The following is a 20,136-nucleotide window of genomic DNA, read 5'->3' as shown; positions in this document are numbered from 1 at the left end:
CTTACTCCTTATTACTTTTATCTAACATATTTTCATTTGCTGCCCCTGGTGGTACTAGTGGCCATACGTTTTCTAGTTCATCAATACATACATGCAGTAAGTAAGCACCGGATGAATTAAATAGATTATCAAGTGCTGGTTCGATTTCCGCTTTTTTGCTGATCATTTGTCCCGGAATATCAAATGCTTTAGCTAACATTAGAAAGTCTGGGTTATCCGATAAATTGGTTTCGCTATATCTTTCATTAAAAAAAAGCTCTTGCCATTGTCTTACCATACCTAAGCGTTGATTATCAATTAACACAATTTTCACTGGCAATTTTTTACGTTTTATTGTGGTTAATTCTTGTACATTCATCATAAAAGAACCATCACCAGATACACAAATTACCATATCTTCAGGTCTGGACATTTGTGCTCCTATTGCAGCGGGTAGACCGAAGCCCATTGTTCCTAATCCACTGGAAGTAATAAAGTTTTGTGGATGATTAAAACTCATATGTTGCGCTGTCCACATTTGGTGTTGACCGACATCAGTGGTAATTACGCTGTTGACAGGTCTTCTTTCTGAAATACGTTTTAGTAATGCCGGTGCATAGATAGCTTCCCCTGGATGATCGTAGCGGGTAGGGTGTTGCGCCTTTAATTGTTTAATTCTCTCGTGCCAATCTTTAATAGAGACAGTTTGATGAAGCATTGGTAAAACATGTTTGATATCGCCCTGTAATCCTAAATGGCTTTGACGTAATTTATTTATTTCAGACTGATCAATATCGATATGAATGACTTTAGCATGTTTAGCAAATTCATTAAGCTTACCTGTTACTCGATCGTCAAATCTAACGCCTAAAGCAATCAGTAAATCACACTCTTGTACCGCTAAATTAGCTGCTTTGGCACCATGCATACCAATTAATCCTAAGTAATAAGGATTGTTAAGATCAGCAACACCGAGTCCTTTTAATGTCGATACACTAGGTATTTGCGTTAAGTTCATAAATTCACGCATTTCTGCAATTGCATTTGATAGTCCAACGCCACCACCAATATAAAGCATTGGTTTTTCGGCTTGGCAAATCATTTGTTTAGCAAGTGCTATCTCGTCAGATGAGATTGGATATAATTGAGCATTATCAGAAGGAGTTTTTATGGTTGTCGGTGTTAAATAGGTTTGGTAATCATGTTCGGCAAGTTGGATATCTTTTGGGATGTCAATTAATATTGGTCCCGGCCTGCCCGAATTGGCTAAATTGAAAGCCTCTTGTAAGGTATTCGGCAACTGGGTGGCATCATCAATTAAATAGCTATGTTTGGTGCAAGCTAAGGATAAGCCTAAAACATCAACTTCTTGAAAGGCATCAGTGCCAATTAATGTAGTTGGAACTTGTCCGGTAATGGCTATAACGGGTACTGAATCAATTAATGCATCAGCAAGGCCTGTAATAATATTGGTTGCACCAGGGCCTGATGTTGCAATACAAACTCCAATTTTGCCGGTAGCGCGAGCATAACCAATGGCTGCCATTGCGGCACCTTGTTCATGACGGCATAGTACGTGTTCAATTCCACCATCATAAAGTGCATCGTATAGAGGCATAATTTGACCACCAGGATATCCAAAAACGGTGGTAATGCCTTTTTCTTTTAAGGTTTTTACTATCCACTGTGTTCCTAACATTTATTCCTCACTTGTTACTTTTGCTCATTTATTTTTAATGTCAAAATTGTTCATAAAAAAACCCCCGCTTTTTGGGGCGGGGGTTTTTGAAATATGGTAACCATATATTTAACTCAAAAGACGCCCCCGCGTTGGAATAATGACCACGCTGACAATAATGTTAATGAGGACGAGGATGAGTGAAAAATTCATAATTTTTTTGTAATTATTTTGTCATTTTTTAAAAATATTTAATCAAAATACTCGTTTTAAAAAAAAGTGCAACTCTTTTTTATGCTTTTTTTAAAAGCAGTTTTAATTAGTATGTTTATTGTTTGAAAAAATTATTGAGGAAAGGGGTTTTTTAAGTCTTAAAAAAGATTAATTTTGGTTTTAGTTTGGCATTTTATGGCTGGTTAGTGTATAAATATCAATCATTGAGCTTAAAAGTAAACTAACTTTTTTAACCTTGTATTGCTGATCATTATTTATTACTCATTAAGAGATACCTATATGAAAATACTTAAATTGGTTACATTTTTGCTGGTAAGTGTTTTAATGTTTGGCTGTGAGAAAGCGAAAGAAAATACCGTAGATAATGTTAATGATGAATCACTTGTTGCGGTACAAAATGCAATGATTGAACCTATCAAGAAATCTTTACCCATTGCGATTGATGAGTTAACGACTTTAATTGGTATCGATAAAGATAAAGATCGTAATATCGTCAATTATCAATATGAGGTTAAAAATACCTCTGAATATACGTTATTATTGCCAAGTACTCTTGATACTATCCGTCAAGCCTTGTTTAAGGCTTATTGTGAAAATAATGAAGAAATGCAGCAGTTAAAAACAGCATTTCCGGATGGTGCAAACTATCATTATTTTATTGATAATAAAGAGATTATCGTGGTTGAATTAACCCCAGCAGATTGTCATGGGAGTTAAGTAAAAGTAATTAGAAATAATCTTATATATAGATGGGTAAAGAGTGCTAACAGTAGTTGTGACTAATTGCCCAACTAATAAATAATTATTATTAAACTTGCATGCTAGCTTAATGTTAATTTATTTGTTACACTATTTTTGTTGTTCAATTTATCATCAGTCATGGTTTTAGCATAAGTTTCTTCTGTCCTCGCTAGGCCATTCAAGGAAGTCACTGTTACTTTATTCTCAAATTTTTTTGGTTATCAATAGTTATTATTTTTTACAGTGTGTTATCGGTTAATATAATTAATTGAATTAATTAAGTATTTTAAAGATATAAAATATGTCTGGCAATAGGATTTTGTGATTATTAATTGATTTTATTTAAGTTATATTGAATTTGTCTACAAATACATGTCTAACTTAGGAGAAAATTATGAGTAAGCAAACCTATAATCCCACAACCAAATATCATCATGACAAGTTTCCTAAACAAAAACAAACTCCTCCTGGCTTACAATATGAAATGGATCCAGTGCCTGATTGTGGCGAAAAAAGTTATCAAGGTCATCAACGGTTAGAAGGTCGAAAAATGTTGGTTACTGGTGGTGATTCAGGGATTGGTCGTGCAGCAGCTATTGCTTATGCAAAAGAAGGTGCTGATGTAGCAATTAACTATTTGCCGGCGGAACAAAAAGATGCTGAAGATGTAGCGAAAGTTATCGAATCTGTAGGGCGTAAAGCAGTGTTGATTCCAGGCGATTTAAGTGATGAGGTATTTTGCAAAAAATTAGTTGATGAAGCGCATAAAAAATTAGGTGGGCTTGATAATCTAACCTTAGTGGCTGGTAAACAAACAGCTGTAGAAGATATTATGCAATTGACTACGGAACAAATCATTAAAACCTTTGAAATCAATGTGTTTTCACTATTTTGGGTAACCAAAGCCGCATTGGGTTATTTAAAACCAGGTTCGACGATTATTACCACTTCTTCGGTGCAAGCTTACCAACCAAGTGGTAACTTATTGGATTATGCTTCAACCAAAACGGCGATTATCGCGTTCACTCGTGGCTTAGCTGCGCAATTAGGTAGTAAAGGTATTCGTGTTAATTGTGTAGCACCAGGTCCAGTATGGACACCATTACAAATTTGTGGTGGTCAACCAAGTGAAGTGATTCCAGAGTTTGGTAAACAAACACCATTAAAACGTGCGGGGCAACCGGTAGAACTAGCTGGCGTGTATGTGCATTTAGCATCAGAAGAATCAAGCTATACCACCGCCGAAGTATATGGTGTAACTGGTGGTATGCATATTAATTAATTTATAATAATTACAATATGTTAAAGGGCTATTGTAGCCCTTTTTATATATTGTATAAAAATGATTTTTTCTTTCTTCTTTACTATTAAAGTTGTGTATTTTTTTATAGTTATAATTTACAATTTAATAGTCTTCTTCATCTAATTAAGTGATTAATTAATTTTATAATAAGGAATTTATATGAAAGGTTTAAAATATTCAGCATTGATCTTTATAGCTGCTGCTCTATTTGGTTGTGATGATTCAAAATCTAAACCAGCTGATAATAGTACTAATAGTGAGCCAGCAAAAACTGCACCAGTTTCAAATGATACCCAGGCAACTAAGCCAGATCTAAGTAAAGCTCAGGATAAATATATTAGTGAAGCTAAACGTTTACTACCAGTAAAAGTGAATGAATATTCTAACCTAGTTGATCTTTATAAAGAGAATAATTCAATTAACTATAAATATGTAATGGATGTATCTAAAGATGATTTGGATATTGATCAAAGTAAAAAAGTTACTGCTGATGCATTAAAAACTCTTTATTGTTCAGATAATAGCGAAATGAAAGACTTTAAAAATGCTTTTCCCGATGGTGCGATTCACAATTATTATATTAAAGATGAAATGGTATTTAGTATACACTTAAAACCAGCTGATTGTGATGCAAAATAGTTAAAAATAATTAATATTTTTATTAGCAAAACAGGGCTTTAAGCCCTGTTTTTTTATGTAATTACTCTAATGCTTTGCCTTTGGTTTCTGGAATTAAGAAGATAAAGGCTATTGCTGATAACAAGTAAGCTCCAGAAAGTAGTGCTAATGCATAACTGATGGAGTAAACAGTCGCTAGATAGGCAATGAGTACTTGCGATACACCCGCAATACCACGACCAACGTTAAATATAATGTTTTCAGCACTTGAACGGGCATCCGTTGTATAATGTTCAGCCAACAAAGCCCCATATCCACCCATCATACCATTAACAAAAAAGCCGATAACTGAACCAAATAGTATTAAAACTAACATATCAGTTTGGTGAAAATAGAACCATATTGAAATAGCTGATATAAGTAAAAATATTATATAAGATGGGCGACGACCAAATTTATCACATAACCAACCGAAAATTAAGATTCCTAATGACATACCAATCGTGGTTGATATGGTCCAAAACATCGTATTTTTGAATGGTAGTTTTAATTCAGTCGCAATCATATTAGGCATCCAAACCATTAATCCATAAAACCCAAAATTTTGTACTGCACAAGCAATAGTTAAACCTATAGTGGTAGCTGTGATTCTAGGGGTTTTAAATAGTTTTCCGATGGCTATTTTATTTTTATTTTGATCTTTTAAGTTTTGCCAAATTTCAGGCTCTTTTAAACCTTTACGTGTCCATGCAACAAATAGTGCAGGTAATACACCCATGGCAAATGCCCAGCGCCAACCATGCACTTCACCAATAAAATTAACCGTTAGGGCGGCAAGAATTATCCCCACTTGAAAGCCTAATGCCACAATTGAAGTTGCTCTGGAACGTTTGTGTTTAGGCCAACTTTCTGATACTAATGTCATGCCTATACCAAATTCACCTCCCAAACCAAGGCCACTAAGAAAGCGAAAAATTAAAAAGCTTTCATAATTTGGTGAAATAGCACAAAGGCCTGTAAATAATGAGAAGATTAAAATTGTCCATGAAAATACTCTAACACGGCCAAATTTATCAGCAAGTACGCCGAAAAGAATTCCACCTAATACAGCCCCTAATAATGTCGCCGAAGTTAATGTACCTAGATCGGATTTGGTTAGGTTAAAAGTAGTTGCAATTAGGCTAAAACAAACACCTAAAATCATCATATCTAAACCGTCTAATGCATATCCTACTGTTGATGCAAATAAAGTACGTTTTTGATAAGGAGTTGTTTGTGCGCTTTCACTCTCAGCTTGGTTGGTCATGCTTGCATTAATATTCATGTTTACCTCAAGTCAATAAAAAGATAGTGGTTCAATCTAAGCGTTATTTTGTTTAACTCATCATTAAACGAAGGGGCTCAAAAAGCGGGGGCAAGTATATACTTAAAAATAGTAAAAAGCTAAATGAAAATCCAAAAATATCAGCTTTTATTTTATTTATTGTTGTTTTGGCAAAATTATCTGTTTAATATTGAAAAATATCTAATTTTTTAGACAAATTAGTCGATAATTTTGCCATTTTACGGATGTTAGCCGATAGCTTAGTAACCGATATTGTTAAGATGAAAATTTTACTCTTCGGCAAAATACCAATAACCAAGATTAACAAATTTTAACATGACATCTAAGGTTACATCGTCTTGTATTTGCTCATAGCAAAGTACTTCAGTTTCACATAACAAATTAATTGTTGTCATTGGTAAAGGTATTTTTTTTCCGTTGATATAGGCGGTATCACCGATTTTTAGGATACGGATACTAGGAACTCGGTAGAGTTCAGCTCCAGCTTTGAGAATTGCTTCGAATTCATCTAAATCATAAGCTGGTTCAACAGGAATGATATTTAGTTCATGCATAGGCATTGTGATATGTTTACCAAACCAATCATTAAATAAAGCTGGATTATTTATTAAATCAATCATTTGACTTTTAAGCTTTTCAATTTCATATGGTTGAATTAAATAAGGATCTTTTGGTAATTTTAACCCTGGATCTTGATAAAAAATCCCATTAGGTAAATTATCGATAATATAATCGGCAAATCCACTTAATAAGTCTTGTGATGTTTGGGTTCTAAATCCTACCGAATAACTAAGTGATTCGCCAATCGATATCCCATTATGTGGAAAACCAATTGGAATATATAAAATATCTCCAGCAGTAATTTCCTCATCAATAATAGGTTGATAATCTTCAACATGTAATAAAGCTTTATGAGCACTAAATTGTTTATAATTAGGATTACGATCACCAACTTGCCAACGACGGCGGCCTTTACCTTGAATGATAAATACATCATAATTATCAATATGAGGGCCAACGCCAGCACCTTGGGTTGCATAAGATATCATTAGGTCTTCAAATTGCCATTGTGGAATGCATTTAAACGGTTCAACTAAAGTAGCTGCTTGCTCATGCCAATGATCGACAGCTTGGACAAGTAGGCTCCAATGATCTTCACCTAAGTCACTAAAGTCAATAAATGGCCCATATTTTGCGTCCCATTTTCCATTTTTGTTAGTAACAATTCGACTTTCAATTTCTTCTTCCATGGCAAGACCAGCTAGTTCTTCAGGGGAGATAGGATCGATAAAATTACTAAAAGCATTACGTAAAATAACTGGTTTTTTTTGCCAATAATTAGTTAAAAAGTCATCCCAATTGATTGTTAATTTGTTACTCATTAATTACTCCTTTTAAATTGAATAATTGACAAAAGTTTGTTGTAGTTTGTTGTGCAATAGTATCAAGAGTTACACCTTTTAGTGCAGCTAAATAATTAGCTACCTCTTTAACATAAGCGGGCTGATTTTCTTTTCCTCGATATGGAACAGGCGCTAAATAGGGTGAATCAGTCTCAATCAAAATGCGATCTAAAGGCACAAATTTTGCTACTTCTCGCAGAGATTCGGCATTTTTAAAGGTGATAATCCCTGAAAATGAAATATAAAAACCAATGTCTAATAATGCTTTGGCCGTATCAATGTCTTCGGTGAAGCAATGTAAGACACCGGAGTGAGCTTGCTCTTCTTTTAATATTTTTAGGGTATCTTGTTTAGCGTTACGGGTGTGGACAATTATTGGTTTTTTTAATTGTTTACCTAAGTGAATGTGTTGTATAAAATTGTATTGCTGTAATTCAAGATTATCTTGTTGATAGTAATAATCAAGACCTGTTTCGCCAAGAGCGATAACATTATCTTCTTGTGCAAGACGAGCAAAACGCTCGGTGTCGTAAGGTTCATCATCTAAATTGAGTGGGTGAATACCACATGAAAACGAGCATTGTTTTTTATATGGCATTAGCATTGCTTTCATCGCTTCATAACCCGACAATGTTGTTGCAACACTTAGACAATGTTTGACATCATTATTTAATGCCTCTTGCAAAACGCTATCAAGCGTTTTATTTGTATAGTCCAAACTGTCTAAATGACAGTGCGAATCAATTAGAAACATATTAAACTCTTTTAATTATTTGAATGATGTTCGAAATCTCGAACTGGCTTTATGGTTGACCATGAACGGCAGCTTGGGCACAACCAGTAGAGGGTATTAACGGTAAATCCACATTTTTTGCACCGGTAATTGGAAACTGTTTTTATCTGTTCACCTACCATATTTCGAAGAAGTAATAGACTTTGTTTGGCTTTTCCTTGTTCAGCATCAGCTACATGGTAATCCATTAATCGGTAAAAACCTTTAAGATTTGGGTGTTTTAATAATTCACGATAAAGGTAATATTGAGCCGCATCTAGCCCATTATTTTTTTCAACAATATCGGCAAGCATAAGTTCTGCTACATTACCAGTGTCTTGTTTGACACAAATTTCTAAAAACTGTTTGAATAGTTGTGGCTGATTTATTTGTGTATAACATTCTTTTAATAGTGGTAAGGCTTCGCCAATAAAAGCTTTGTCTTGGTTTATTATTTGTTGAAAAGATTCAATTGCTTGTTCGATTTTGTCTTGAACCATTAATACTCGTCCAAGCATTAATGAAGTACGAGCACAATTAGCATCGGCAGTAGCAGACTTTTTTAATAGGCTGTATGCTTGTTCTAAATCATCATCAGCGATAGCGAGTGCAGCTAGTTCACAGTAAAATTGGGCGATTTCGATCTTATATTTTTCATTGCCAAGTTTTACCAGTCTGGTTGCGATATTAATCGCATTGTTCCATTCGCTTGTAGATTGATAAATGATAAGTAACTGTTGTAGAGCATGTTGCTGGAAGTCTTCTTCATCAATCAATTGTAAAAACATCTCTTCGGCACGGTCATAGAGCCCCGCAACCATATAGTCTCGTCCAAGTTGCTGAATTGCTAATAATCGTTGATCAAATGTTAATGATGAACTTTCCATTAATGCTTGGTGAATACGTATTGCGCGATCAACTTCGCCACGTGAACGGAATAGGTTTCCTAGTGTTAGATGCGCTTCGAGGGTACCATCATCTTCTTTAAGTAGATCAAGGAAAATATCAACAGCTTTATCTTTTTGATTAGACAAAAGAAAATTTAGACCATCTACGTATTCTCTAGATAATCGATTCGATTGATTTAAATATTTTTGTTTGGCATTTCTGTCACCCATATACCAGCCATAGGCAGCGGCTATTGGCAGTAACAGAAATAACAATTCAAACATAATTACCTATTTTAATTGGTATTGGTTAAATTCATTTTTTGATGATTTGATATGTCTTCATCATATCTTTTTTGCAATTTATTCAATTTACGTTTCGTCGATGAATGTTGGAATTTAGATTTTAAGAAATATATTCCAGTTAATATCCAGCCAACTAAAAAACCTGAACCAAATAATATTGCCAGTAATACAGATAATCTGACTTCAGTTTTAGCAATTAAATAGTTAAAAGTTACTATTTGATTATTAGCTGAACCTATAGTTATCGAAATGGCGAAAATAAGAATTATCAATAAAATTGATATTACTAATTTCATAATGCTAACCTTATTATTTTTATTAAAAAATTGATATTACCTAATTCTTTTCTTTAAAACTATTCTTTTCTTTTGCTTTATTCCATTACTATATGCCATTTTTTAACATAAAAACAGCAGATAAGTGAAATTAACCAAGCTAGCAATATCCCTAATATTAAATCATAAGCTGAATGCATGCCTAATAATAGTCGACTCGTTTCAATGAGCAATGACCAAATAGTAATGATTGATACAATAAAAAAATGTCGTTTAAAACTTAGTAGCGTTATGGCTAATAAAGCCCAAGTGGCTGCAAATAAAGTGTGCCCAGAAGGAAAAGCATAACCTGTTTCACTTTGCCAATGATTAGATAACCATGTAGGAATAATGGTTGAATTGGCTAATAATTTTTCAATATTAGCTTTACGTTCTGCTCTTGTTTGTGAATAAAATTGCTTTTCATCAAGATTAAACTCTTTATCTAACCATATAACATAAGGTCTGGATTCAGCAGTTTGTTGTTTGATGATACTCTTAACAACTTGCCCACCTAACATTGCACTGACTAAAACTAACCATAATAGTAATAATGTTTTTTTATTTTTATTAACAAGTTTTAGGTAAAAGAGTAAAAAAAACAGCCCAGATGTTATTATTGCCCACGGAAAACTAGCTGTTTCAGTTACCCAAAATAAATATTTAGATATATTATTTATTGACGTTGGTTGCCACTTCCAATTTACGGTTATAACAGATAACGGTATAATCAGAAATAAGATCAATGGCACTATTGTTTTTTTTATTACTAACCCCATTTAAAACTCAATTAAGCATAAAATTTTATTTATTTTAACATGGAAACACGATTTTCTTTTAAAAAATCTTAATCATGTTGTGATGAAACTTGGAGATAATAATGCAATTAAAACATGTTGCACAAGCTAAACTACCAACCCCGTGGGGATGTTTTACTATTGTTGGTTTTGAAGAAATTGCAACAGGTAAGGATCATGTCGCATTAGTGTTTGGTGACATTAATGATCATTCATCCATATTAACACGTGTTCATTCTGAATGTTTGACGGGCGATGCATTATTTAGTTTACGATGTGATTGTGGTTTTCAATTAGAAGCTGCATTGAAGCAGATAGCTAAAGAGGGTAAAGGTGTCTTGATTTATCATCGTCAAGAAGGGCGTAATATTGGTTTGCTAAATAAAATTAGGGCTTATGCCCTACAAGATCAGGGCTTAGATACGGTTGAGGCCAATGAACAATTAGGCTTTGCTGCTGATGAACGTGATTTCACCTTATGTGCAGATATGCTTAGGTTACTAAATGTGTCTCAAGTTCGATTATTAACTAACAATCCGGAAAAGATAAAAGTTCTTGAACAAGCGGGAATTAACGTTACTGAACGAGTGCCTTTAGAAGTGGGAGAAAATCCAAGCAATGAACATTATTTAGCGACTAAAGCTAATAAATTAGGACATATACTACATTTACACCACTGTAATCATTAACTCTTTAAAAAGAGAATTTTACGGAGTTGCTATATTTTTAATTTAGTTGTTGTAATTATTTAATCGTTTAACCTCAAAATCTATTATCGATTTTGAGGTTAATTTTTATTTACAAATAAATTAATTTATTAATCTTTGTCGCATCTTAGTACGCCACCATTAGCAATTTGGTCTTTTGAGACTTCATGCATAATAATTTGTACCGCCTCTGGTTTACAGTTAAGCGTTTCAACAATTGCATCAGTTACTCGTTTAGCCATTTCACGTTTTTGTTCAATGGTGCGTCCTTCTAAAAAATCAATAACTACATTTGGCATAAATATTTCCTAATTATTAATGGTGGCAAGTTGCTCATCAGTTAATGCAATGTCTTGATTATGACATATTTGAATTCCAGTTTGGATAATTTTTTCAGCAATCACTTTGGCTTCATCTAAAGAGTGCATGGTATAAGTCCCGCATTGATATTCATTCAGCTCCGGGATTTGCGATTGAGATTTTACATTCATAACATCATGCATAGCCTTTAACCATGCATTAACAACTAAAGATTCTTCAGGTTTACCAATTAAACTCATATAAAAACCGGTTCGGCAGCCCATTGGTGAGATGTCAATAATTTCAACTTTATCACTATTTAAATGATCACGCATAAAGCCTGCAAATAAGTGCTCTAAAGTATGAATACCTTTTTCAGGTAGTAGTGCTTTATTAGGTATAGTAAAGCGAAGATCAAATACTGTAATATCGTCACCTTTTGGGGTTGCCATGGTTTTAGCGATTCGCACAAAAGGCGCTTTCATTTTAGTATGATCAACTTTAAAACTGTCTAATAAAGGCATAATTTTCTCCTTGAGTTTGGGATTAAGCCATTTTGCTTGATTAGCTTAATATATTCCACTATTTTATATTCATTGATTTAATAAATTTATCAATTCTTGTTCATCAATCACTTTTATTCCCAGTTCTTGAGCTTTGGCTAATTTTGAACCGGCTGACTCTCCAGCAATTACTAAGTCGGTTTTTTTTGAAACACTACCCGTTACTTTAGCACCAAGTTGTTTTAATTTGGTTTTTGCTTCATCGCGCGTTAATAATGATAGAGTTCCTGTTAACACAATGGTTTTGTTAGAAAACGGAGAATCTGTTGTTAACAGTTCTACTTCTACATCTGGCCAGTGTATACCAATTTCCTCACTAATTAATTGATCAATTACCGTGCGGTTATGAGGTTCTTGAAAGAAGTCGATAATACTTTCTGCAATTACAGCACCAATATCATTTACCGATTGTAATTGTTCCAAAGATGCGTTTTCAATTGCTGTTAAATTTCCTAATTGATTAACTAAATTTTCTGCAGTTACTTCACCAACATTAGGAATACCAAGTGCAAAAATAAATCGATTTAAACTCGTATTTTTTGATTTATCTAATGCGTTCATTAAATTATTAGCTAATTTTTCACCAACTTTGTCTAATGAACATAAAATTGGTACTGTGAGTTTATAAAGATCTGCAGGTGTTTTCACATATTCTTTGTCAACCAATTGTTCAATTATTTTATCGCCAAAACCTTCGACATTCATTGCTCGGCGAGAAACAAAATGTTTTAAGGCCTCTTTACGTTGTGCCTGACAAATTAATCCTCCGGCGCAACGAGATATCGCTTCTCCTTCATCACGGACAATGATTGAACCACAAATCGGGCAGTGAGTTGGAAAAATAATTTCTTTAGTATCAGCAGGTCTTCGATCTTTAATTACTGCAACAATTTGTGGAATTACATCGCCTGCTCGACGAATGGTGACATAATCACCCTCACGAATACCTAAACGGATAATTTCATCACTGTTATGCAGTGTGGCATTGCTTACAATTACACCTGCAACTGAAACTGGCTCTAATCTTGCCACAGGCGTTATCGCACCAGTACGCCCAACTTGAAAGTCGACTTTATTTAGCTTTGTTACTTCTTCTTGTGCTGGAAATTTGAATGCGGTAGCCCAACGAGGTGCACGAGCAACGAAACCAAGTTGTTCTTGTTCAGCAATGCTATTTACTTTAATTACAACACCATCAATATCAAAATCTAATGACATTCTTTGCTCGCCAATTTGCTTAAAATAATCTAGTGCTTCTTCTGCACCATGGCGAATTTGAACTTTGTCACTTACTGGTAGACCCCAAGCTTTAAATTGCATTAGTCTTGCATAATGAGTATTCGGTAAGTCAGCTCCTTCATAAATACCAACGCCATAACAGAAAAAAGTAAGCGGTCTTTTGGCTGTAATTTTTGGATCTAACTGTCTTAATGAACCTGCCGCAGCATTCCTTGGATTCGCAAATATTTTTTCGTTGCGTTTTTCCGCCTCTGCATTCAATTTAGTAAAGCCTTTATGTGTCATAAACACTTCACCACGAACTTCTAAACGAGGTGGTATATTTTCACCTTGCAATACGAGAGGAATAGTTTTTATGGTTCGTACATTGGCGGTAATATCTTCGCCAGTTGTGCCATCACCTCGTGTAGCAGCTTGAATAAATTGGCCATTTTCATATATCAGACTTACAGCTAATCCATCAAGTTTTAGCTCGCAACAGTATTCAACGGCTTGATCTTCATCTAGCTCTAAGCGATCTTTTATTCTTTTATTAAAAGCGATAAAACTTGATTCATCAAAAACATTATCCAGAGATAACATAGGCAGTTGATGTTTGATCGAAGAAAATTGTGATAATGGGGCTCCCCCAACACGTTGAGTTGGTGAGTCAGGGGTAATGAGTTCGGGATGAGTGAGCTCTAGATTTTGTAGCTGTTTGATTAATTTATCATATTCCACATCTGGTATTTCAGGTGTATCCAGCACATAATAACAGTATTCATGATGTCTTATCAGGTTACGTAAAGTCGAGATCTGTTTTATTACATTTTGGTGAGATCCAGATTGCGATACTGAATGTTCAGTTATATTTGATTGTGGCATGATTTTAAACTCTTAAATTAACATGAAGGTTTTTAAATTTATTAATAAAATAGTATTTATAGGTATTTTAGAACAATAGATTTTAATAAAAATTGTCAATTAACTAATATAAGCCAGACTATTCCGCTAATTTTTTAGCGGAATAGTAGCAAAAATGAGGAATTTTAAACTGCTAGCTTAAATTTCATTACAAGCTTTCTTTATGCGTTCTTTATAACTATCGATTTTTTGTGGTGTCATCATGTGATGTTCATCATCTAAAACTACACCATTAACATCATCGGCGATACGTTGCGCAGTTTGTAGCATTAATTTGAAATTTTGTTGATTGTTTCCATGAGTTGGCGCAACCATAAAAATCGATACGCCAGGTGTTGTAAATTCGTGCATAGTTTCAGGATCTAGATGTCCTGGACTGATCATATTCGCCAAACTAAATAATATTGGTCCATTACCGGCAGGGTCAACATGGCGATGAAAAATACGCATATCGCCAAATTGGAATCCTGATTGCATGATGCTAGCTAATAGCATATCACCTTGTAGTTCCTTGCCATTTAAGCCAGTAACATTCAATACAATAATCTCAGTTTTAGTTTCTTCACTGTCGTTTATCGTAAGTTTTTCTTGTTTTTCAAGTTTTTCTTCCGATTGAGAATGATCAGTTATGATGTCCTCACCGACTTTAGTTGGTTTTTCATCTTCAGTATTTTCTTTAACTGGTTGAGCAGTAAAGTTATTCGATTGAAAATCGCTAGTCGATTCATTAGAAACCTTAATATCGATTTTCGGTTGTTGGTCGTCATCATCTGAAAACAGGTCGACTTGACGAGGCAGTTGTTCTTCTTCTTTTACTAATCCTTCATTAACATGGACATTAGTATCATCCTGTTTTGTTTTGCTTTTTGGCGTTAGTAAAATCACATCATCTTCATCATCATTATAGATGTCTTCATATTGCTGAGTATGTGTTGTGAATTTATCTTTTTTGCCTAACTTAAATAAAGAAGAACGTTCTTTTTTATTGATCCAAAGCCCATGAATTAATAATGCAATAATGACCAAGGATGCAACCACAATTAGAACAGTACGTAAATTATCCATAATACCCACTCAGAATTAAATTAAATATAGATTCAAATTATTCAATAATATAATTGAAAAAAAAGGATTAAAAAATACCACAATGAAATTTTTTTGCTTTTTACATTTAAGTTAAATCCATACTTACTTACTTATTACAGTGCGAAAACTATTTGTATATATTACTTTATTTCTACAAATAATCATAATTATCAATAGAATTTTTTTATAAATTCGCTTTTAAATCCAATAAGTCAGTTAATTTTTAGAACTCTGTGCTATTAAGGCGTTAAGACTCTTACAATCTATGCATATTTTTTGTAAAATCTCCGATCACTTTTGAATAATATTCATTGTTTTTATTAAAAAAATAATTATTAAGTTACCGAGGTCTTTTTTATATGAGATTTAATAAGCTATTACTTACTCTGCCAGTGGCATTAACTAGTCTATTATTATTAGCCAGTTGTGATAATAATCAATCACAAGATGGTGCTGGCCAATTACCAAAGGTAACTGTTTTTAAAGTTGAACCTTTAAACTATACCCTAAAAATAAACTTACCTGGACGGGTTGTTGCTTCCCAAATCGCTGAAATCCGACCACAGGTTAGTGGGATTGTACTAAATCGAGAATTTGAAGAAAGTTCAAATGTTAAAGCGGGTCAATCACTTTATCAAATTGATCCTGCTATTTATCAAGCTAATTATGATAGTGCAGTGGCCAGTGTAGCTAGCGCTAAAGCTAACGCTAATATAGCTCAACTAACCTTAAAACGTTATGCAGGACTTTTGAATACCAAATCAATCAGTCAACAAGAATATGATAAAGCTGCTGCTGATGCCAAACAAGCTGAGGCAAGTGTTTTAGTTGCTCAAGCAGCAGAGCACGCTGCCAAAGTTAATTTAGACTACACTAAAGTATACTCGCCAATTGATGGTTATATTGGTAAATCAAGTGTGACAGAAGGGGCATTAGTATCAGCAGGACAACCTGCTCCATTAGCTTTGGTACAACAACTTGATCCTATCTATGTTGATATGACTGAAGCTGCAACTCGTTATAATAAATATCTTCAAGATGAAAATATTATTTATGAGCCAGCTCAAGGTGACAATGTTGAGTTATTTTTTAATGATGGTTCAAAATACGCTTTACCAGGAAATATTAAATTTTCAGATATGACCGTTAATGAAACGACAGGAACTGTTACCCTACGATCGCAATTTTCTAATGCTGAAGGAAAAATCTTACCGGGGATGTTTGTAAAACCACAATTGACATTAGGTACAATTAAAAATGCGGTGTTGGTTCCGCAACAAGGCATTACTAGTAACCAAAAAGGTCAGTATACTGCTAAGATTTTAAAACCAGATAATACTGTTGAATATCGTCAAGACATTAAAATTTATACAGGTATAAGTGGTTATTGGGTTGTTACCAGTGGTATTGATGTTGGTGAACAAGTGATTACTACAGGTTTACTTAATTTAACTGCAGTAGAAAGGGGGCAACCAATGAAGGCTCAAGCGGTAGACAAACCAGCTACGCTTTCTCAAGAGCAATTAGACAATATCATCAAAAGCAGCGTGAAATAAAACAGGGGTAGAGTTAATTATGGCTAAGTTTTTTATTGATAGACCTGTTTTTGCATGGGTAATTGCTATCATGATGATGCTGGGCGGTGCTTTATGTATTAAGCTACTCGCTGTTGAACAGTATCCTGATATCGCACCACCAGCTGTTACGGTTTCTGCTGTTTATCCAGGGGCTGATGCTCAAACGATTGAGAATACAGTTACCCAATTGATTGAGCAAAACTTGACTGGTTTGGATAATTTGATCTATATGAAATCAACCAGTAGTGCCCAGGGGGTTGTACAAACAACTTTAACCTTTGCACCGGGTACTAGCCCTGATTTTGCGCAAGTTCAAGTTTTGAATAAAGTAGAGAGTATAAAATCACGCCTGCCAGAAAGTGTGCAAAAAAATGGGGTGTCGGTTGCTAAAAATAATACCAACTTCCTAAAAGTTATTGGTTTCTATTCTACCAATCCTCAAAAAACACAAGCAGATATTGCTGACTTTATTTATTCAACGGTACAAGATCAGATACGCCGTGTACAAGGGGTAGGTGATACTCAGTTATTTGGTTCTGAATATGCAATGCGTATTTGGTTAGATCCAAACAAACTTAATTATTTTAATCTATCTATTGAGGAAATTATTGCTGCGATTCAGGCGCAAAATGCGCAGGTTACTGCTGGGCAACTTGGTGCTTTACCAGCAACTGAAGGACAAGAGCTTAATGCAACCATTACAGCTCAATCACGGTTAAAAACACCTGAGCAATTTCAAAATATTTTAGTTCGAGTTAACACAGATGGTTCAAACATCTTATTAAAAGATGTCGCCAAGGTTGAAATTGGCGCGGCTGATTATAACTTTCTTTCACGTTATGACGGTAAACCATCAGCTGGTTTAGGTATTTATTTGGCGACAGGTGCAAACCAACTCGATACATCAGCAAAAGTTGACCAAAAAATTCAAGAGTTATCACAGATTTTTCCTGAGGATATCAAATTTGCCTATCCTTATGATACAACTCCGTTCGTTAAGTTATCGATTAATAACGTAGTTCATACATTAATTGAAGCAATCATATTGGTTGTTATCGTTATGTATGTCTTTTTACAAAATCTGCGTTCTACACTTATTCCAACTATCACCGTACCAGTTGTGTTGTTAGGTACGTTTGCAGTTTTATATATATGTGGATTTACTATTAATACGTTATCCATGTTTGCTATGGTGCTTGCCATCGGTCTTCTGGTCGATGATGCCATCGTGGTAATTGAGAACGTTGAACGTATTATGCATGACGAAGGACTTTCGCCTTATGATGCTACTGTTAAATCGATGGAACAAATTACTTCGGCACTAGTAGGTATCGCCGTGGTACTATCAGCGGTATTTGTACCAATGGCATTTTATGGTGGTGCAGCAGGGGGGATCTATCGTCAATTTTCAATCACAATTGTAACATCGATGGCTTTATCAGTATTGATGGCAATTGTATTAACACCAGCTCTTTGTGCGCAAATTTTAAAAGCGCCATCGAAAAATAAAGTTAAGATAACTACGCTAGGCGAAAAATTAGAAAGCATACCTCCGTTTAGCTGGCTTTCAATCGGAACTAAATGGTTTTTTAATAAGTTCAATAATTTATATAACAAGAGTTTACATGCCTATGAAAAAGGTGTGATTAAATTTATTCGTTATCCGCTAATTTCATTTGTTTGCTATGTCTTGATAGTTGTTGGCTTAGTGTTTGGCTTTAACCGTTTACCAACTGGTTTCTTACCAAATGAAGATCAGGGGGTGTTGATTGTAATGGTTGAGTTACCACCTGGTGCGACACTAGAACAAACCATGGGTGTATTGAACAAAACCTCTCAATTTTATATGAATGAAAAAGCCGATTCAGTTAAGGAAATCTTTACCGTTGCTGGTTTTAGTATGGTTGGTCGTGGACAAAACATGGGACTAGGTTTTATTCGCTTAAAAGATTGGGATGAACGGAAACGCCCGGATCAAAAAGTGGATGCATTAGTTGGTAGTGGTTGGGGATTTGCTTCTACTATTACTGAAGGTCGTGTCATTATTACTAATGTACCGGCTGTACCATCACTTGGTATGGCAAATGGTTTTTCTTACATGTTAAAAGATACCGCTGGACTTGGCCATGAGGCACTGATGGGGGCATTTTTCCAATTATTGGGTCAAGCTGCACAGAATCCTAATCTACAACAAGTTCGTCCAGGTAGTATGCTAGATGTTCCACAATATAAGATTAATGTTGATTTTGAAACGGCCCAAGCACTTGGTGTTGCAGTAAGTAGCGTAAATACCGTACTTTCAACAGCATTGGGTTCTGCTTATATTGATGATTTTGTTTATAACAATCGGGTTAAAAAAGTCTATTTACAATCTGATTCAGCTTATCGAATGTTACCTGATGATTTCAGCTTTTGGCATGTTAAAAATCAAAAAGGTGAAATGGTTCCTTATGATGCATTTGCTACTACAACTAAGAGTTATGGTTCGCCATCTTTAGTTCGTTATGATGGAGTTGCAGCGATGGGCATCAGTGGATCAGCTGCACCAGGTATGAGTTCTGGACAAGCTATGGCAATAATGGAAAAATTATCTAAAAACTTACCGAAAGGTTTCTCGTATGATTGGACAGATATTTCTTACCAAGAACGTCAAACAGGTTCGCAAACGACAACACTTTATCTTATCTCACTTATTGTAGTGTTCTTATCATTAGCTGCATTATATGAAAGTTGGACTGTACCTATTTCTATCTTATTCGTTATCCCATTAGGTATTATTGGTACTGTATATGCAACTATGTTTAGAGGCCTTGATAATGATATCTACTTTATCGTTGGTCTATTAACAACGATGGGTCTATCAGCTAAGAATGCTATTTTGATCGTAGAATTTGCTAAAGATGCACTAGAAAAAGAAGGTAAGTCATTAATTGATGCAACATTAGAAGCTTGTCGCTTACGCTTACGCCCAATTTTAATGACTTCATTTGCCTTTATCCTCGGTGTTTATCCACTGGCTACCAGTAGCGGTGCCGGTTCTGTAAGTCAGAAGGCGGTAGGTACAGGGGTTATTGGTGGTATGTTAACGGCAACGTTCTTAGCGATATTCTATGTTCCGTTATTCTTCTTATTTATAACGAAATTATTCACTAAACATAAGAATAAAGTGGTGTTGCCAGCTAACTATACTGGTAAAACAGAGAAATAGTTAATGAATAATTAATATGAACTTAAAGCACCAATAATATTGGTGCTTTTTTTTATCTAACTTTTAATTGATTGCTTATTTGAAATTTTAGTTTAACGTTTTTATTCAGTTGAAATAAAAGTTGAGGAAAGGGGTTTTTAGGCTATAAAAGCAGGACATTAATAAAGAATAGTTTC

General features: G+C 34.5%; 17 protein-coding genes. 6 read left to right on the top strand and 11 right to left on the bottom strand.

The window, feature by feature from the left end:
* Position 1: 1 nt before the first annotated feature.
* Positions 2 to 1,678, bottom strand: a complete 1,677-nt coding sequence (gene ilvG / locus H3U97_RS06570; RefSeq protein WP_198198559.1) for an acetolactate synthase 2 catalytic subunit — start codon at positions 1,676 to 1,678, stop codon at positions 2 to 4.
* 492 nt (positions 1,679 to 2,170) lie between these two features.
* On the opposite strand from ilvG, the gene H3U97_RS06565 reads away from it, so the two are divergent.
* The 3 genes from H3U97_RS06565 (at position 2,171) to H3U97_RS06555 (ending at position 4,574) form a co-directional block, all read left to right on the top strand.
* Entirely contained in the window at positions 2,171 to 2,608 is a 438-nt protein-coding gene (locus H3U97_RS06565; protein ID WP_198198558.1) for a hypothetical protein, read from the top strand.
* Between the two features lie 418 nt (positions 2,609 to 3,026).
* Entirely contained in the window at positions 3,027 to 3,914 is an 888-nt protein-coding gene (locus tag H3U97_RS06560; RefSeq protein WP_086321015.1) for an SDR family oxidoreductase, read from the top strand.
* Positions 3,915 to 4,094: 180 nt separating this feature from the next.
* Positions 4,095 to 4,574 carry a hypothetical protein gene (locus tag H3U97_RS06555; RefSeq protein ID WP_034901625.1) on the top strand — a complete coding sequence of 160 codons (480 nt, stop codon included), beginning with the start codon at positions 4,095 to 4,097 and terminating at the stop codon, positions 4,572 to 4,574.
* A gap of 61 nt (positions 4,575 to 4,635) precedes the next feature.
* On the opposite strand, the gene H3U97_RS06550 is transcribed toward H3U97_RS06555, so the two are convergent.
* The 6 genes from H3U97_RS06550 to H3U97_RS06525 form a co-directional block, all read right to left on the bottom strand.
* Positions 4,636 to 5,877, bottom strand: coding sequence for an MFS transporter (locus H3U97_RS06550; protein ID WP_065614104.1), 1,242 nt, complete (start codon positions 5,875 to 5,877; stop codon positions 4,636 to 4,638).
* 290 nt (positions 5,878 to 6,167) lie between these two features.
* On the bottom strand, positions 6,168 to 7,280 hold the full coding sequence (locus H3U97_RS06545) for a cupin domain-containing protein (protein ID WP_086354087.1): 1,113 nt from the start codon (positions 7,278 to 7,280) through the stop codon (positions 6,168 to 6,170).
* Complete coding sequence (locus H3U97_RS06540; protein ID WP_065578426.1) at positions 7,273 to 8,055, bottom strand: YchF/TatD family DNA exonuclease; 783 nt, start codon at positions 8,053 to 8,055, stop codon at positions 7,273 to 7,275. The genes H3U97_RS06545 and H3U97_RS06540 overlap by 8 nt, the downstream gene beginning before the upstream one ends.
* Before the next feature lie 11 nt (positions 8,056 to 8,066).
* The gene (gene lapB, locus H3U97_RS06535; RefSeq protein WP_198198557.1) at positions 8,067 to 9,245 is read right to left on the bottom strand and encodes a lipopolysaccharide assembly protein LapB; all 1,179 of its coding nucleotides are present in this window, start codon (positions 9,243 to 9,245) and stop codon (positions 8,067 to 8,069) included.
* 11 nt (positions 9,246 to 9,256) lie between these two features.
* Positions 9,257 to 9,562 (bottom strand): LapA family protein, encoded by a 306-nt coding sequence (locus H3U97_RS06530; RefSeq protein ID WP_034901614.1) that lies wholly within the window; start codon positions 9,560 to 9,562, stop codon positions 9,257 to 9,259.
* Between the two features lie 77 nt (positions 9,563 to 9,639).
* The gene (locus H3U97_RS06525) at positions 9,640 to 10,359 is read right to left on the bottom strand and encodes a phosphatase PAP2 family protein (RefSeq protein WP_086365074.1); all 720 of its coding nucleotides are present in this window, start codon (positions 10,357 to 10,359) and stop codon (positions 9,640 to 9,642) included.
* Between the two features lie 101 nt (positions 10,360 to 10,460).
* Here H3U97_RS06525 and ribA point away from each other — a divergent pair, with 101 nt between their 5' ends.
* A complete protein-coding gene (ribA, locus tag H3U97_RS06520; RefSeq protein ID WP_034901611.1) occupies positions 10,461 to 11,066 on the top strand; it encodes a GTP cyclohydrolase II in 606 nt (201 codons plus the stop codon).
* A gap of 128 nt (positions 11,067 to 11,194) precedes the next feature.
* On the opposite strand, the gene H3U97_RS06515 is transcribed toward ribA, so the two are convergent.
* The 4 genes from H3U97_RS06515 to zipA all read right to left on the bottom strand — a co-directional run bounded on the left by H3U97_RS06515 (position 11,195) and on the right by zipA (position 15,157).
* Positions 11,195 to 11,383 carry a 2-hydroxymuconate tautomerase gene (locus tag H3U97_RS06515; protein WP_034901609.1) on the bottom strand — a complete coding sequence of 63 codons (189 nt, stop codon included), beginning with the start codon at positions 11,381 to 11,383 and terminating at the stop codon, positions 11,195 to 11,197.
* 9 nt (positions 11,384 to 11,392) lie between these two features.
* Positions 11,393 to 11,908: an S-ribosylhomocysteine lyase gene (gene luxS / locus H3U97_RS06510; protein ID WP_198198556.1), complete on the bottom strand. Its 516-nt coding sequence runs from the start codon at positions 11,906 to 11,908 to the stop codon at positions 11,393 to 11,395.
* A 69-nt stretch (positions 11,909 to 11,977) separates the two neighbouring features.
* On the bottom strand, positions 11,978 to 14,050 hold the full coding sequence (ligA, locus tag H3U97_RS06505; protein WP_198198555.1) for an NAD-dependent DNA ligase LigA: 2,073 nt from the start codon (positions 14,048 to 14,050) through the stop codon (positions 11,978 to 11,980).
* A 177-nt stretch (positions 14,051 to 14,227) separates the two neighbouring features.
* On the bottom strand, positions 14,228 to 15,157 hold the full coding sequence (gene zipA / locus H3U97_RS06500) for a cell division protein ZipA (RefSeq protein ID WP_370545679.1): 930 nt from the start codon (positions 15,155 to 15,157) through the stop codon (positions 14,228 to 14,230).
* A 377-nt stretch (positions 15,158 to 15,534) separates the two neighbouring features.
* On the opposite strand from zipA, the gene H3U97_RS06495 reads away from it, so the two are divergent.
* Positions 15,535 to 16,731 carry an efflux RND transporter periplasmic adaptor subunit gene (locus H3U97_RS06495; RefSeq protein WP_065650931.1) on the top strand — a complete coding sequence of 399 codons (1,197 nt, stop codon included), beginning with the start codon at positions 15,535 to 15,537 and terminating at the stop codon, positions 16,729 to 16,731.
* Between the two features lie 19 nt (positions 16,732 to 16,750).
* Entirely contained in the window at positions 16,751 to 19,960 is a 3,210-nt protein-coding gene (locus tag H3U97_RS06490; protein ID WP_065650930.1) for an efflux RND transporter permease subunit, read from the top strand.
* Positions 19,961 to 20,136: the final 176 nt, after the last annotated feature.

The organism is Gilliamella sp. W8128, from assembly GCF_016100545.1.
GTDB classification, from domain to species: Bacteria; Pseudomonadota; Gammaproteobacteria; order Enterobacterales; family Orbaceae; genus Gilliamella; species Gilliamella apis.
The sequence above is the reverse complement of the archived record's forward strand: the minus strand, read 5'-3'. Positions and strand labels throughout refer to the sequence as shown.

Excerpts from the sequence above, each read along its gene's own strand:
- H3U97_RS06565 (WP_198198558.1), top strand. The coding sequence starts at position 2,171 with ATGAAAATACTTAAATTGGTTACATTTTTGCTGGTAAGTGTTTTAATG.
- luxS (WP_198198556.1), bottom strand. The coding sequence starts at position 11,908 with ATGCCTTTATTAGACAGTTTTAAAGTTGATCATACTAAAATGAAAGCG.
- H3U97_RS06560 (WP_086321015.1), top strand. The coding sequence starts at position 3,027 with ATGAGTAAGCAAACCTATAATCCCACAACCAAATATCATCATGACAAG.
- H3U97_RS06540 (WP_065578426.1), bottom strand. The coding sequence starts at position 8,055 with ATGTTTCTAATTGATTCGCACTGTCATTTAGACAGTTTGGACTATACA.
- H3U97_RS06495 (WP_065650931.1), top strand. The coding sequence starts at position 15,535 with ATGAGATTTAATAAGCTATTACTTACTCTGCCAGTGGCATTAACTAGT.
- ilvG (WP_198198559.1), bottom strand. The coding sequence starts at position 1,678 with ATGTTAGGAACACAGTGGATAGTAAAAACCTTAAAAGAAAAAGGCATT.
- H3U97_RS06545 (WP_086354087.1), bottom strand. The coding sequence starts at position 7,280 with ATGAGTAACAAATTAACAATCAATTGGGATGACTTTTTAACTAATTAT.
- H3U97_RS06530 (WP_034901614.1), bottom strand. The coding sequence starts at position 9,562 with ATGAAATTAGTAATATCAATTTTATTGATAATTCTTATTTTCGCCATT.
- H3U97_RS06525 (WP_086365074.1), bottom strand. The coding sequence starts at position 10,359 with ATGGGGTTAGTAATAAAAAAAACAATAGTGCCATTGATCTTATTTCTG.
- ribA (WP_034901611.1), top strand. The coding sequence starts at position 10,461 with ATGCAATTAAAACATGTTGCACAAGCTAAACTACCAACCCCGTGGGGA.
- ligA (WP_198198555.1), bottom strand. The coding sequence starts at position 14,050 with ATGCCACAATCAAATATAACTGAACATTCAGTATCGCAATCTGGATCT.
- H3U97_RS06555 (WP_034901625.1), top strand. The coding sequence starts at position 4,095 with ATGAAAGGTTTAAAATATTCAGCATTGATCTTTATAGCTGCTGCTCTA.
- H3U97_RS06490 (WP_065650930.1), top strand. The coding sequence starts at position 16,751 with ATGGCTAAGTTTTTTATTGATAGACCTGTTTTTGCATGGGTAATTGCT.
- H3U97_RS06515 (WP_034901609.1), bottom strand. The coding sequence starts at position 11,383 with ATGCCAAATGTAGTTATTGATTTTTTAGAAGGACGCACCATTGAACAA.
- lapB (WP_198198557.1), bottom strand. The coding sequence starts at position 9,245 with ATGTTTGAATTGTTATTTCTGTTACTGCCAATAGCCGCTGCCTATGGC.
- H3U97_RS06550 (WP_065614104.1), bottom strand. The coding sequence starts at position 5,877 with ATGAATATTAATGCAAGCATGACCAACCAAGCTGAGAGTGAAAGCGCA.